This window comes from Streptomyces sp. SDT5-1 (assembly GCF_052245995.1).
Taxonomy (GTDB): Bacteria; Actinomycetota; Actinomycetes; order Streptomycetales; family Streptomycetaceae; genus Streptomyces.
The window spans coordinates 4060737-4074325 of record NZ_CM125963.1 but is presented as its reverse complement, the minus strand read 5'-3'; the positions used below and the strand labels follow the sequence as shown (position 1 = coordinate 4074325).

The following is a 13589-nucleotide window of genomic DNA, read 5'->3' as shown; positions in this document are numbered from 1 at the left end:
GGGGGCCTCCGGTGATGTCAGTGGCGACCGGCACAATGGGTGGCGCTGGGATCGGCAGGAGCAAGGGACGGTGGCCGCATGGCCGTATGGGACGACCTGGTCGGCCAGGACCGGGTGATCGCGGAGCTGGACGCCGCCGCGCGGGACGCCGACGCCCTGGTGACGGCAGCCGCGGCCGACGCCCCGCCGCCCGCCTCCTCGAAGATGACGCACGCGTGGCTGTTCACCGGGCCGCCGGGCGCGGGCCGTGAGACCGCGGCCCGCGCGTTCGCCGCCGCGCTCCAGTGCACCAGCCCCGACCGCGCCCTCGGCGGGGCTCCCGGCTGCGGGTTCTGCGACGGCTGCCACACCGCGCTGCTCGGCACCCACGCCGACGTGTCGACGGTCGCCGCAGTCGGCACCCAGATCCGCGTCGACGACATGCGCGACACGGTCCGCAAGTCGTACACCTCCCCGGCGGGCGGCCGCTGGCAGGTGATCCTCGTCGAGGACGCCGAGCGGCTCAACGAGAAGTCGGCGAACGCGGTCCTGAAGGCCGTGGAGGAACCGGCGGCCCGCACCGTGTGGCTGCTCTGCGCGCCCTCCGTGGAGGACGTGCTGCCGACGATCCGCTCCCGCTGCCGCCTCCTCACCCTGAGCACCCCCGCCGTCTCCGCGGTCGCCGACATGCTCGTACGACGCGACGGCATCGAGCCCGACGTCGCCGCCGCCGTCTCCCGCGCCACGCAGGGCCACATCGACCGGGCGCGCCGCCTGGCGACGGACCCGCGCGCGCGGGAGCGCAGGGCGGCCGTCCTGAAGGTGCCGCTGCGCGTCGAGGAGATCGGCGGCTGCCTCAAGGCGGCGCAGGAGCTGGTGGACGCCGCGGCGGAGGACTCCAAGCAGCTCGCCGAAGAGGTCGACACGAAGGAGACCGAGGAGCTGAAGGCGGCGCTCGGCGCGCAGAACGGCGGGCGGATGCCGCGCGGCACGGCCGGCGTCATGAAGGACCTCGAGGACATGCAGAAGCGGCGCCGCACGCGTTCGCAGCGCGACAGCCTCGACCTGGCCCTCACGGAGCTGACGGGCGTCTACCGGGACGTGCTCGCCATGCAGCTCGGCTCGCGCGTGGACCTGGCGAACACGGAGATCCAGGACACGCTGGAGCGCCTGGCCCGCAGCACGTCGCCCGAGTCGACGCTCCGGCGGATCGAGGCGATCGCGGCGTGCAGGGTCGCCCTGGACGGCAACGTGGCACCGCTTCTGGCGGTGGAGGCGATGACGGTGGCGCTTCGGGCGGGGTAGCGCGCTTGATGCCTTCGGCGATTGAGGCGCGAGGCTTCCACCTAAGCCCCGCCGGCGATTGAGGCGCGGGGTCCGGGGCGGAGCCCCGTGGCGCGGGGACGGCTCCCGGAACCTGACGGGCCACCCGCACCCCCACCCTGATCGCGCTATGGCTCCAGCATTCGGGTACGCAAGGTGACCGATAACACGCGGAGCGTTACGCTCGCCGGATGTACTCCAGGCGCCACCTCCTCACCCCACGCCGCCGTCCCGCCGTCCTCGCCGTCGCCGCCGGAATCGTCGTCGCCGCCATCTCCGGCTGCGCGTCCGGCAGTTCGGGCGCTCCCGGCGCCTCGCTCGCCGCACTGCCCCGCTCGACGCCCGCCGACCTCGCCCCGTACTACGACCAGGCCCCGAAGTGGCACAAGTGCGGGGCGCCCGGCTTCGAGTGCGCCACCCTCAAGGCGCCGCTCGACTACGACAAGCCGTCCGGCGGCGACATCGACCTCGCCGTCTCCCGGAAGAAGGCCACGGGCCCCGGCAAGAAGCTCGGCTCGCTGCTGGTCAACCCGGGCGGCCCCGGCGGCTCGGCGATCGGCTACCTGCAGTCGTACGCGGGCATCGGCTACCCGAAGAAGATCCGCGCCCGCTACGACATGGTGGCCGTCGACCCGCGGGGCGTCGCCCGCAGCGCGCCCGTGACCTGCCTCGACGGCAAGAAGATGGACGCGTACACGCAGACCGACGTCACCCCGGACGACAAGGCCGAGCAGGACCGCCTGACCGCCGCGTACAAGGGCTTCGGCGCGGGCTGCGAGACGTCGAACCGCACCTCCGGCCGCGTCCTGCCGCACGTCTCCACGGTCGAGGCGGCCCGAGACATGGACCTCGTCCGCGCGGCCCTCGACGACGAGAAGCTGAACTACGTGGGCGCCTCGTACGGGACGTTCCTCGGCGCGACGTACGCGGGCCTGTACCCGGAGCGGGTCGGCCGGGTCGTCCTCGACGGCGCGATGGACCCGTCCCTGACCGCGCTTGAGATGAACAAGCAGCAGACCGCGGGCTTCGAGACCGCGTTCCGCTCGTTCGCGAAGGACTGTGCCAAGCGCTCCGACTGCCCGCTCGGCTCCGGCGACCCGGACCGCGCGGGCGAGCGCCTCAAGGCCTTCTTCGACCGGCTCGACCGCAAGCCGATCGGCACCGGCGACCCGCAGGGCCGCAAGCTCGGCGAGGCGCTCGCCACGACCGGCGTGATCGCCGCGATGTACGACGAGGGGGCGTGGCCACAACTGCGCGAGGCGCTCACGTCCGCCATCAAGCACAAGGACGGCGCGGGCCTGCTCGCCCTCTCCGACAGCTACTACGAGCGCGACCCCGACGGTAAGTACTCGAACATGATGTTCGCGAACGCCGCCGTGAACTGCCTCGACCAGCCGCCGGCCTTCACCTCGCCCAAGGAGGTCGAGAAGGAGGTGCCGGACTTCGAGAAGGCGTCCCCGGTCTTCGGCAAGGGCCTCGCCTGGGCCTCCCTGAACTGCGGCTACTGGCCGGTGAAGGCGACGGGCGAGGCCCACCGCATCACCGCCGACGGCGCGGCGCCCATCGTCGTCGCCGGTACCACCCGCGACCCTGCGACCCCGTACCGCTGGGCGAAGTCCCTGGCCTCCCAGCTTTCCTCCGGCCACCTCCTCACCTACGAGGGCGACGGCCACACCGCGTACGGCCGCGGCAGCACCTGCGTGGACGGCGCCATCGACGACTACCTCCTGACCGGCACACCGCCCACCGACGGAAAGCGCTGTTCGTAGTGCGTGTCCCCTGGTCATAAAGGCTGTACGGAGCACCCCCGCGGAGCGTGTAGGATTGGCGACGTTGCTGACGCACTCCGGTGCGAGCGGCGGCGCCGCCTTAGCTCAGATGGCCAGAGCAACGCACTCGTAATGCGTAGGTCTCGGGTTCGAATCCCGAAGGCGGCTCAGACACGGACCCCAGGTCGGAACACATTCCGGCCTGGGGTTTTGTCGTTCTTCTCGTGGGTGCGGGTCACTTGGCGTCCGCGTAGCACTCCACCACCGCCACCGTGAAGGGGAAGCGGACCGGGGTGTCGCCGAAGGTGATGTGGGCGGCCAGGGCTGCGGATTCGGTGATGGCCTCGGTCACCCGGGGGGCCTCCTCCTCGGGGCAGTGCACGATCACCTCGTCGTGCTGGAAGAAGACCAGTTCCGCCGCCATGTCCGCGAGGGCGCGGCGGAGGGCCGCCAGGACGACGAGGGTCCAGTCGGCGGCGCTGCCCTGCACCACGAAGTTGCGGGTGAAGCGGCCGCGGGCGCGGGAGTTGGAGGAGGCGTAGCCGTACGTCGCTCCGCCCGTCTCCGCCGGCTGTTCGGGCTCGTCCTGGGGGATGCCCGCCTCGTCGGGGTCGGTGGCGCCCGCCGCGGGTGGGCAGGTGCGGCCCAGCCAGGTGCGGACCAGGCGGCCCTCCTCGCCGGCCCGCGCCGCCTCGTCGACGTACGCCACCGCCTGCGGGAAGCGGCGGCGCAGCAGGGCGAGGTTCTTCAGGCCGTCGCCGGACGTCTGGCCGTATATGGCGCCGAGCACCGCCAGCTTGGCCTGGCCCCGGTCACCGGCGAACGCCCGGTCGGACACCGCCTGGTACAGGTCGGCGGCCTGCCCCGAGACCTCCATGAACGCCGGGTCGCGGGAGATCGCGGCGAGGACGCGCGGTTCCATCTGGTCGGCGTCGGCCACGACGAGCCGCCACCCCGGGTCGGCCACCACGGCGCGGCGGATGACCTTGGGGATCTGGAGTGCGCCGCCGCCGTTCGTCGTCCACCGGCCCGACACCGTGCCGCCGGGCAGGTACTCGGGTCTGAAGCGGCCGTCGCGCACCCAGTCCTGGAGCCAGGACCAGCCGTGCGCCGTGTAGATCCGGTACAGCTTCTTGTACTCGATCAGCGGCGGTACGGCCGGGTGGTCGACGCCCTCCAGCTCCCACCGGCGGGTCGTGGTCAGTTTGATGCCGGCCTGGGCGAAAGCCTTGATCACGTCCGCCGGGAGGTCTGGGCGCACCGGTCTGCCGAAGGCCGCCGACACCTCGTCCGCCAGTTCCGCGAGGCGGCGGGGTTCGCCGCCGCCCCCGTAGCGCTCGCCGAGGAGTTCGCTGAGCACCGCGCGGTGCACGTCCGCCCGCCACGGCAGGCCCGCCGCGTGCATCTCGGCAGCCACCAGCATGCCCGCCGACTCCGACGCGGTGAGCAGCCGCATCCGGCCCGGGTGGGCGGTCGCGTCGTGGCGGCGCTGCTGCTCCGCGTACACCTCGACGAGATCCGCGAGCGGTACGTCGACGGGTGGGCGCGGCTCGAAGAGGGAGGACTGGGAGCCGGGGGCCGCGACGCGGGGCGGGGGATCGGGCGGTACGGGGGCGCCCTTGAGGCGGGCGAGGGCCGCGGCGGCGGAGCGGTGTTCGCCGTGCCGGCCCTCGTGGGCGAGCAGCAGGTTCTCGGCGGCCTCGATGTCGTAGCAGCGCTCCACGCGGACGCCCGCGGCGAGCAGCCTGGGGTGCACGGCGTGGGTGTCACGCCAGACCCACCGGGTGACCTCCGGCCGGGAGCGGACCGCCTCCGCGAGGTCCGGCTCCCGCACGGCAGGCCCCGCGGGCAGCGCGTCCGGGCCCAGCGGCACCAGGTCGGCGCCGCCGTGCTCGGTGGGGGCGAGAGCCCAGCGTTCGGTCACGCTGCCGAGTGTCACACCCGGCACTGACAACGCCCCGGAACCGCACCACCGGCACGGTGGAACGAGCCACCCGGCACGGTGGGACTAGCTGTCGCCGCCCTCGTCGATCAGGCGGCGGACCTCACGGTCGATCAGGCCCAGGCGCGCCTCCGCCACCAAGGGGACAGCCCTGCGCCGGCGGCGCGCCTCGTGCACGTCGATGTCGACCGTCACGAGCCCCGGCTCCCACTGCGGCGCCTGCGCCACCACCGTGCCGCGCGGGTCGACGACGCGGGAGCCGCCCCAGAAGGACGCCCCGTTCTCGTTGCCGACGCGGTTCACGAAGACGACCCAGCACTGGAGCATCTTCGCCGTGTAGGACAGGAGCGTGTCCCAGTACAGGGTCGTGTCCATGGCCTCGGGGTCGAGCGTCGCCGCGCTGTTCGCGGGCACGAACAGGACCTCCGCGCCGTCCTGCACCGCGACCCACGGCAGCACCGGCTGCCACGCGTCGTTGCAGACCAGCGTCGCCGCCCGGCCGTGGTCGCGCGGCAGGTCGTACGCGCGGGCGTGCTGGCCCGGGCTGACGTGCTTGCGCTCCTCCCAGGCCAGGTAGTTGGGCAGGTACAGCTTGCGGTGGGCGTGCAGCAGGGCGCCGCCGGAGTAGTACGCGGAGGTGTTGTACGCCCGCAGGCTGGTGTGCTCGTGCAGGCCCACCATGACGTCCGGGCCGTCCGGTGCCGCGAGGCCGAGCAGCCGCGGGTCGTTCGTGGCGATGGACGTGTCCGACTTCAGGGCGCCGAGGTGATAGCCGTGCAGGCTCAGTTCGGGGAAGACGACGAGGTCCGCTCCCTGGGCCCCGGCCTGCGCGATCTGCTCGCGGGCGGTGTCCAGGTTGGCGTCCACGTCGCCGAGCTCGCAGTCCGTCTGCGCCAGTGCCACTCTCATGCCCCCGAGCCTCGCACGCGGCGCGGGCCCTCGGCATCCCGGTGATCGCGGTGATCGCGGTGATCCCGGTGGGGCCGCAACCGCCCGGTACCGGAAGATCGTCCTCGTACACGGACGGATCGAGTACATATCGGTCGAGTACATGTACGGGTCGAAAGATCGACGTCGCGCAGAAAGGACCACCCCCCACCGTGTCCACCACCCGCCGCGCCATCCTGACCACCGCGACCGCCCTGGGCGTCACGGCCCTCACGGGATCGGCCACCGCCCAGGCCGACCCGGCGCCCGGCCGCTCCGCCGCCCCGGCCTCCGCCCCCGGCCCGGGGCGCTTCACCGCCCTCGAACGGCGGCACGGCGCCCGCCTCGGCGTGTACGCGCACGACCTCGGCACCGGGCGCACGGTGCGGCACCGGGCCGACGAGCGGTTCCCGATGTGCTCGACGTTCAAGACGCCGGCCGTCGCCGCCGTGCTGCGCGACCTCGACCGGGACGGCGAGTACCTGGCGCGGCGCGTCCACTACACGCAGGCCGACATCGACCGTGCGGGCGGCGCCCCGGTCACCGGGAAGCCGGAGAACCTCGCGAACGGCATGACCGTCGCCGAACTGTGCGGCGCCGCGATCTCGTACAGCGACAACACCGCCGCCAACCTCCTCATGGAGCCGCTCGGCGGCCCCGGCGCCGTCACCCGCTTCGTCCGCTCCATCGGCGACCGCACGACCCGCCTCGACCGCTGGGAGCCCGAGCTGAACTCGGCCGAGGCGGGCCGCGTCACCGACACCAGCACGCCCCGCGCGCTCGGGAGGACGTACGCGCGTCTCGTGCTCGGCGACGCCCTCGCCCCCGCCGACCGCGACCGCCTGACGAAGTGGCTGCTCGCCAACACCACCAGCGGCGAACGCTTCCGCGCGGCCCTGCCCGCCGACTGGGAGCTCGGCGACAAGACCGGCACGGGCCGGTACGGCACCGCGAACGACGTCGGCATCGCCTGGACGCCCGACGGGGCGCCGGTGATCCTCTCCGTCCTGTCGACCAAGGCGGACCACGGCGCCGATCAGGAGACGGAGGGCGACAGCGTGCTGGTCAGGCGGGCCGCCGAGCTGATCGTGGAATCGCTGGCCCGACGGGGCTGAGATCATGGCCGTATGAGCGGTACGAGCGGGGACAGCACGGTCGAGCGGGCCTTCGCCGCCGCCCTCCACGACGGCGGCGACCTCGACACCGGGGCCTCGCTGCTCGCGGCCGACCCGTCCGCCGACGCCGAACTCGAGCTGCGTGGGCGGGAGTTCGTGCGGCGGGCGTGGGCGCGCGGCTGGCAGCCGGCCGACGTGCAGCGCATGGTCGTACGGGACGAGGGCCTGGACGCGGCGCACGAGCGGCTCGCCGCGCGCCTGATCCGGGCCGAGACCGGGCGCTACGAGACCCTGCCGCCGCGCTGGGCCGCCCAGCTCGCCGCTCTGCCGGCCGACGAGCCCGACCGCGCGGACCGCTTCTCGTACGCCACCACCGTCCTGGAGCTGTACCGGCTGCTCGGGCGGCTGCCCGCGATCGAGCCGGTGGGGCCCGTGCCGGGGGAGTCGATCACCGTGCCCGTCGCGGGCGAGCCGCGCGCCCTGGCCAGGATCAGGGCGCTGCTCGCCAAGGCGGAGCGGACCGGGTACCCGCCGGAGGCGGAGGCGCTGTCGGCGAAGGCGCAGGAGCTGATGGCCCGGCACTCGGTCGACGAGGCGCTGCTCGCGTCCCGTACGCACGCCAAGGACGCGCCCGCCGCCTGCCGGATCGGTGTCGACGCCCCGTACGAGACGGCGAAGGCGGTGCTTCTCGACGCGGTGGCCACGGCGAACCGCTGCCGCGCCGTGTGGAACTCGGCGTTCGGGTTCTCGACCGTGGTCGGCTTCGAGCCCGACCTGGAGGTCGTCGAGGTGCTGTACACGTCGCTGCTCGTGCAGGCCACCGCCGCGATGACGCGGGCGGAGGCCGAGCAGCGGGCCGGTGGGCGCAAGCGCACGAAGACGTTCCGGCAGTCGTTCCTCGCCGCGTACGCGCACCGGATTGGCGACCGGCTCGCCGCCGTCGCCGAACGGGTGACCGGTGAGGCGGACGGGGCGGGGGAGGTGCTGCCGGTGCTCGCCGCGCGGGACGTCGCGGTCGCGGGGCGGGCGGAGGAGATGTTCCCGGAGACCGTGACCACGCGGATGAGGGGCGTCACCGACGGCGCGGGGTGGCACGAGGGCACGGAGGCGGCGCGGCGGGCCCGGCTCGACCGATGACGCCGCGGGTGGGGTGAGCCGAGCCGATCCGTGATCGGCCGATGCCCGTATTCTGGCGAAATGAGCTGGTTCCGGGCGTTGAAGGTGACCACGCGCTCGGGCCTGACCGTGGAGCGCAAGCGGCTCGAACCGCTGATCGCGCTGCGCGGCGCCGCGGGGCTCGCGATCGTGATCGCGGTCAGCCTGACGCTGTTCGGGCCCGCGGTGGCGGCGGGGTCGGCGTTCGGGGCGTTCCAGGCGGCCATCGCCACGTTCCAGCGGAGCTGGCGGCCGCGGCCGGAGCTCGCGCTCGCGTCCGGCGCCAGCCTCGGCGTCTCCACGTTCCTCGGCTACCTCACCGGGTCCCACCTCTTCCTCTTCCTGCCGCTGCTCGCGCTGTGGACGTACCTCGCGGGGCTCGCCTGGGCGGCGGGGCCGACCATCGGGATCATGGCGTCGTCGAACGTCGCGATGATGCTGGTCACCATCACCCTGCCGACGACCGTCGCGGAGGCGGCGGGGCACGCGGCGATGATGGCCTTCGGCGGGCTCGTCCAGGCGGCCCTCGTGGTGCTCTTTCCCGTACGACGATGGGGCGCGCACCGCGACGCGCTCGCCGACGCGCTCGCGGCGGAGGCGGACTACGCGCGGCGGTTGCGGCACGATCCGGTGGCGCCGTTCGACCCCGAGCCGTTGATGCTGGCGCGCAGTGCCGCCGCGCTCACGCCCCGGCAGGCGCGGACGCGGCCCGCGCAGTTGCACGGGACGCGGGGGGTCGCGGAGCGGATCCGGCCGGTGCTCGCGTCGTTGGCGGATCCGGCGGTGGGGGTGCCGGAGGAGGGGCCGGAGCGGGATCGGGTGCGGGAGCTGCTCGCCGCGGCGGGGGCGATTCTCGATGCGGCGGCGCGGGCGATTCGGCACGGGTCGCGCGTGAAGGTTCCGCCGGATGCGATCGCGGCGTTCCGGTCGCCGGACACCGGGGTGATTCTTTCCGGGCCGCCGCAGCGGGCGGCGGCCCGGCTCGGCTCGCTGCTCCGCGATGTCCTGGAAACGGCAGGCGGCACGTCCGGCTCCGCCCCACCCGATCCCACGCCTCGGGGCTCCGCCCCGGACCCCGCTGCTCAATCGCCGCAGGGGCTTGAATTGCCCACCCAGCCGGACGCCGCCGCCCCACCCGCCCCTACGCCTCGGGGCTCCGCCCCGGACCCCGCGCCTCAATCGCCGGCGGGGCTGGATGTGCCCGCTCAACCGGACACTTCGGCCCCCGTGCCGCTGCGGCGGCCCAGTATTTTCACCCTGCTTCCCGTCGCCGTGCGGGCCATGAAGAGGGAGGCGCGGCCGGGGTCGCCCGTGTTGCGGCATGCGAATCGGGTGGCGGCCGTGGCCGTCGCGGGGTATCTCATCGGCGAGGTGCTGCCGTACGGGCACGGGTACTGGGCCCCGATGTCCGCCGTGATGGTGATGCGGCCCGACTTCTCGCAGACGTACTCCCGCGCGATCGCCCGCTTCGGCGGCACCCTCGTCGGCGTCACCCTGGCCACCGCGATCCTCCAGCTCGCGCACCCCGGAACGTATCTCTCGGCCGTGCTCGCCGTGGTCTGCGCGGCGCTGATGTACCTGCTGATGCGCACGGGCCAGCTCGCCGCGCAGGGCTGCATCGCCATGTACGTCGTGTTCCTGCTGGGCATGGGCGGGCAGGAGTGGAGCCAGACGGTCCCCGAGCGCGTCGTGCTGACCCTCGTCGGCGGGGTCCTGGCCATGACGTCGTACGCCCTGTACCCGGCCTGGGAGACCCCGCGCCTGCGCACCCGCCTCGCCGACTGGCTGGCCGCGCTCGGCGAGTACGCCGCCGCGGTCGTCGCCCACTACGCGAGCCCGGCGGGCAAGAGCTGCCCGGATGTCCGCGAGGCCCTGCTGAAGGCCCGTGACGCGCACATCGCCTGGGAGCAGGCCGCGACCCGGGCCAAGACCGAACCCGTGCGCCACCGCGGCCTGTCGAACGCCGCCGCCGACGACGCCGCGCACGCCCTGCACCACATCGGCCGCGTCGTGATGCTGATGGAGGCGCACCTCCCGGAGCGCGGCGCGACCCCGGTGCCCGCGGCGGACGCCCTCGCCGAGGCGTTGCGCGCAGCGACCCGCGACGGTGCCCAGGCCATCCGCGAGCGCCGCATCCCGCGCTGGAAGGCGGTCCGCGAGGCCCTCGACGCCTGGGACGGCGAGGGCGTGCCCGACCGGGTGGTGCGCAGGGGCGCGGGGCTGTTCCTCGAGACGCTGGAGGAGCTGTCCGAGGCCCTGGACACCGACGTGCCCCCGATGACCAGGGAGTCGACGGAGTCCCGCGAGCCGTCCGAGCGGGGCTGACTCAGTTCGTCGGGAGACCGCTGGGCAGGTCCGTCGGGAGCTTGTCGCCCTTCGACTTCTTGAAGGTGTCCTTCTTGCCCGCGTCCCACGCGATCCGCATCGTGCTGCCGTCGTTGGACTCGACCTCGCCCGCCGTCCGCTCGGTGTCCCCGTCGGCGCACTTGAGGCTGAGCTTCGGCTGGTCGGAGCCGGACAGCGTGCCGGTGCACAGGTGTCCGTCGGCGGTGGTCAGGGCGGCCTGCCGGGCTCCGACGACGAGCACGACGGGCTTGCCGTCGGTGGACGCCTTCCAGATGCCCTCGGCGTCCTTCGCCGTCCCGGCGCCGGCTTCGTTCCCGGAGTCGGAGTCGGAGTCGGAGCCGGACCCCGAGTCCGAGCCGGCGCCGGACGACGATCCGCCGTCCGGCGCCGCGGACGACGACGTCTCCTTGCCGCCACCGCCGTCGCTGTCACCGCCACCGCCGCTGCACCCGCTCACGGCGAGCGCCGCCACCACGGCCGCGGCGCCCACGACGCCTCGTACGGTCCTGCCGCGCACAACGCGCACAACTTCCCCCAACGTCAGTACGTCCTCAGAACGGGAACCGGGAGCGGCCCCGCTGCACCGAGATCCACTTCTGGGCGGTGAACGCCTCCAGTGTCGCCTCGCCGTTGAGGCGGCCGATCCCGGACTGCTTCTGTCCACCGAAGGCGACGAGCGGCTCGTCGTGCACGGTTCCGTCGTTCACGTGGAACATGCCGGTGTCGATCCGCTGTGCGAACGCCACACCGCGCTCCACGTCGGCCGTGTGCACGGCGCCGCTCAGGCCGTACGGGGTGTCGTTGACGATCCGCACCGCCTCCTCGTCCCCGTCGAACGGGACGAGCAGCGCGACCGGGCCGAAGATCTCCTGCCGCAGGACGGGCGAGTCGGCGGGCAGGCCTGTGAGCACGGACGGCTCGACCAGGTTTCCGTCCACCCCTCCGCGTACGAGGGCGGTGGCGCCCTCGGCGACGGCGGTGGCGACGGTGCCCGCGATGGCGTCCGCCTGCGTGGAGTTGATGACCGGGCCGATCACAGTGTCCGGGTCGCGCGGGTCGCCGGCCTTGAGGGAGGAGACCTTCGCGACGAACTTCTCCGTGAACTCCTTCTCCACCTTGCGGTCCACGAGGATCCGGTTGGCGGCCATGCAGACCTGGCCCTGGTGCACGTACCGGCTGAAGACCGCGGCGTCGACCGCGTAGTCGACGTCGGCGTCGTCGAGGACGGTCAGCGCGCTGTTGCCGCCGAGTTCGAGGATCGACTGCTTGAACTGCGCGGCGCACACCGTAGCGACGTGCCGGCCGACCTGGTCGGAGCCGGTGAATGAGATGACCTTGGGCACCGGGTGGGTCAGGAACGCGTCGCCTATCTCGGCGATGTCGGTGATCACGACGTTGAGCAGCCCGGCGGGCAGGCCCGCGTCCTCGAAGAGCTTCGCGATCAGCGAGCCGCCGGTGACCGGGGTGTTCTGGTGCGGCTTGAGGACCACGCCGTTGCCGAGCGCGAGCGCGGGTGCCACTGACTTGAGGGACAGCAGGAACGGGAAGTTGAACGGCGAGATGACGCCGACGACACCGACCGGCACCCGGTAGAGCCGGTTCTCCTTGCCGTCGACGGGCGACGGGATGACGCTGTACTCGGGGCGCAGCGCCAGCTGGATCGACTCGCGCAGGAACTCCTTGGCGAGGTGCAGCTCGAAGCCGGCCTTGACCCGCGTACCACCGAGCTCGTCGATGATCGCCTCGGTGATCTCGGCCTCGCGCTCCTCCAGGAGGCGCAGGGTGCGCTCGAAGAGCGCCCGGCGCTCGTACGCGTTGGTCCGCGCCCAGTCCTTCTGCGCGCGCTCGGCCGCGCGGTACGCCTCGTCGATCTCCTCGACGGAGGCGACGGTTATCGAGGCGAGCTTGTCACCGTTGTAGGGATTGAAGTCGATGATGTCCCATGCCCCGCGTCCGGGACGCCACGTGCCGTCGATGTACTGCCGGTCCAGTTCCGTGAAGTAGGACATGCCATCCCTTGCTGCATCGCCGGGCACCTCTGATGTGACGTCATCGTACGGGTGAGTAACGGCGGTTGCGGCAAGGGTTCGCTCAACTCGCTTGACTCTCAGGCCAATTCGGACAGCGCGTCACGCAGCAGTCGCACACTGTCCTCGGGGGAGGGGCACTGCGCCGACAGATCCGTCATCGCCTTCGCGTACTGCGCCACGTCCTCGCGCTTGTCCAGGTACAGCGCGCTGGTGAGCTGTTCGAGGAAGACGACGTCCGAGAGCTCGGACTCGGGGAACGTGAGGATGGTGAACGTGCCGGACTCGCCCGCGTGCCAGCCGTGGCTGAACGGCATGATCTGAAGCGTCAGATGGGGCAGCGAGGCCAGCTCGATCAGATGCTCAAGCTGTCCGCGCATCACGTCGCGCCCGCCCTGCACGCGCCGCACCGTGGCCTCGTCGAGCACGATGTGGACCTCCGGCGCCCGCTCGGCGACCAGCAGCTTCTGCCGCTCGATGCGCAGTGCGACGCGGCGCTCGATGTCCTCGTGGGAGGCACCCTTCATGCCCTGCTCGACGACCGCGTGGGCGTACCCCTCGGTCTGGAGCAGTCCGTGCACGAACTGCGCCTCGTAGCCGCGGATCTGCGTGGCCGCGCCCTCGAGCCCGAGGTACGTGGGGAACCAGCCGGGCAGCACGTCGCTGTAACTGTGCCACCAGCCCGCGACGTTGGCCTCCTTCGCGAGCGAGAGCAGCGCGGTGCGCTCGGCCTCGTCATCCACTCCGTACAGCGTCAGCAGGTCGGCGACATCGCGCGTCTTGAAGCTCACCCGTCCCAACTCCATGCGGCTGATCTTCGATTCGGAGGCGCGAATCGAGTAGCCGGCGGCCTCGCGGGTGATCCCGTGCGACTCCCGCAGGCGCCTCAGCTGTGAGCCCAGCAGGATGCGTCGCACCACCGAGCCTCCACCAGAGTTCAGCGCCTGGGGCGACCCCCATGCCTCCCCAGCGGTCACGTCTCTTCATCCTCCCCATTGGTCCACGG

10 protein-coding genes and 1 tRNA gene are annotated in these 13589 nt (G+C 72.9%); 6 read left to right on the top strand and 5 right to left on the bottom strand.

The genetic code is table 11. The annotated features are described in order from the left end of the window. Nucleotides 1-78: 78 nt before the first annotated feature. The 3 genes from ACTWJ8_RS18805 (at nucleotide 79) to ACTWJ8_RS18795 (ending at nucleotide 3239) form a co-directional block, all read left to right on the top strand. The gene (locus tag ACTWJ8_RS18805) at nucleotides 79-1284 is read left to right on the top strand and encodes a DNA polymerase III subunit delta' (protein ID WP_356387308.1); all 1206 of its coding nucleotides are present in this window, start codon (nucleotides 79-81) and stop codon (nucleotides 1282-1284) included. A 209-nt stretch (nucleotides 1285-1493) separates the two neighbouring features. Next, entirely contained in the window at nucleotides 1494-3071 is a 1578-nt protein-coding gene (locus ACTWJ8_RS18800) for an alpha/beta hydrolase (RefSeq protein ID WP_443264596.1), read from the top strand. A gap of 94 nt (nucleotides 3072-3165) precedes the next feature. Then, a tRNA-Thr gene (locus tag ACTWJ8_RS18795) sits at nucleotides 3166-3239 on the top strand. Between the two features lie 67 nt (nucleotides 3240-3306). Here ACTWJ8_RS18795 and ACTWJ8_RS18790 read toward each other — a convergent pair. Further along, nucleotides 3307-4995 (bottom strand): bifunctional 3'-5' exonuclease/DNA polymerase, encoded by a 1689-nt coding sequence (locus ACTWJ8_RS18790; protein WP_443264594.1) that lies wholly within the window; start codon nucleotides 4993-4995, stop codon nucleotides 3307-3309. 84 nt (nucleotides 4996-5079) lie between these two features. After that, nucleotides 5080-5922: a nitrilase-related carbon-nitrogen hydrolase gene (locus ACTWJ8_RS18785; RefSeq protein WP_356387317.1), complete on the bottom strand. Its 843-nt coding sequence runs from the start codon at nucleotides 5920-5922 to the stop codon at nucleotides 5080-5082. 191 nt (nucleotides 5923-6113) lie between these two features. Between ACTWJ8_RS18785 and bla the strand changes: the two genes are divergently transcribed. From bla to ACTWJ8_RS18770, 3 genes are read left to right on the top strand one after another with little or no spacing between them, the layout of a single operon-like run. Further along, on the top strand, nucleotides 6114-7055 hold the full coding sequence (gene bla / locus ACTWJ8_RS18780) for a class A beta-lactamase (RefSeq protein WP_356387320.1): 942 nt from the start codon (nucleotides 6114-6116) through the stop codon (nucleotides 7053-7055). A 12-nt stretch (nucleotides 7056-7067) separates the two neighbouring features. Next, the gene (locus tag ACTWJ8_RS18775; protein ID WP_443264592.1) at nucleotides 7068-8192 is read left to right on the top strand and encodes a DUF2786 domain-containing protein; all 1125 of its coding nucleotides are present in this window, start codon (nucleotides 7068-7070) and stop codon (nucleotides 8190-8192) included. A gap of 60 nt (nucleotides 8193-8252) precedes the next feature. Continuing rightward, nucleotides 8253-10535, top strand: coding sequence for an FUSC family protein (locus tag ACTWJ8_RS18770; RefSeq protein ID WP_443264591.1), 2283 nt, complete (start codon nucleotides 8253-8255; stop codon nucleotides 10533-10535). Nucleotide 10536: 1 nt separating this feature from the next. On the opposite strand, the gene ACTWJ8_RS18765 is transcribed toward ACTWJ8_RS18770, so the two are convergent. The 3 genes from ACTWJ8_RS18765 to ACTWJ8_RS18755 all read right to left on the bottom strand — a co-directional run bounded on the left by ACTWJ8_RS18765 (nucleotide 10537) and on the right by ACTWJ8_RS18755 (nucleotide 13560). Next, on the bottom strand, nucleotides 10537-11073 hold the full coding sequence (locus tag ACTWJ8_RS18765; RefSeq protein ID WP_443264590.1) for a hypothetical protein: 537 nt from the start codon (nucleotides 11071-11073) through the stop codon (nucleotides 10537-10539). A 34-nt stretch (nucleotides 11074-11107) separates the two neighbouring features. Next, a complete protein-coding gene (locus tag ACTWJ8_RS18760; protein ID WP_443264588.1) occupies nucleotides 11108-12565 on the bottom strand; it encodes an aldehyde dehydrogenase family protein in 1458 nt (485 codons plus the stop codon). 98 nt (nucleotides 12566-12663) lie between these two features. Then, nucleotides 12664-13560 carry a helix-turn-helix domain-containing protein gene (locus ACTWJ8_RS18755; protein WP_443264586.1) on the bottom strand — a complete coding sequence of 299 codons (897 nt, stop codon included), beginning with the start codon at nucleotides 13558-13560 and terminating at the stop codon, nucleotides 12664-12666. Nucleotides 13561-13589 lie beyond the last annotated feature (29 nt).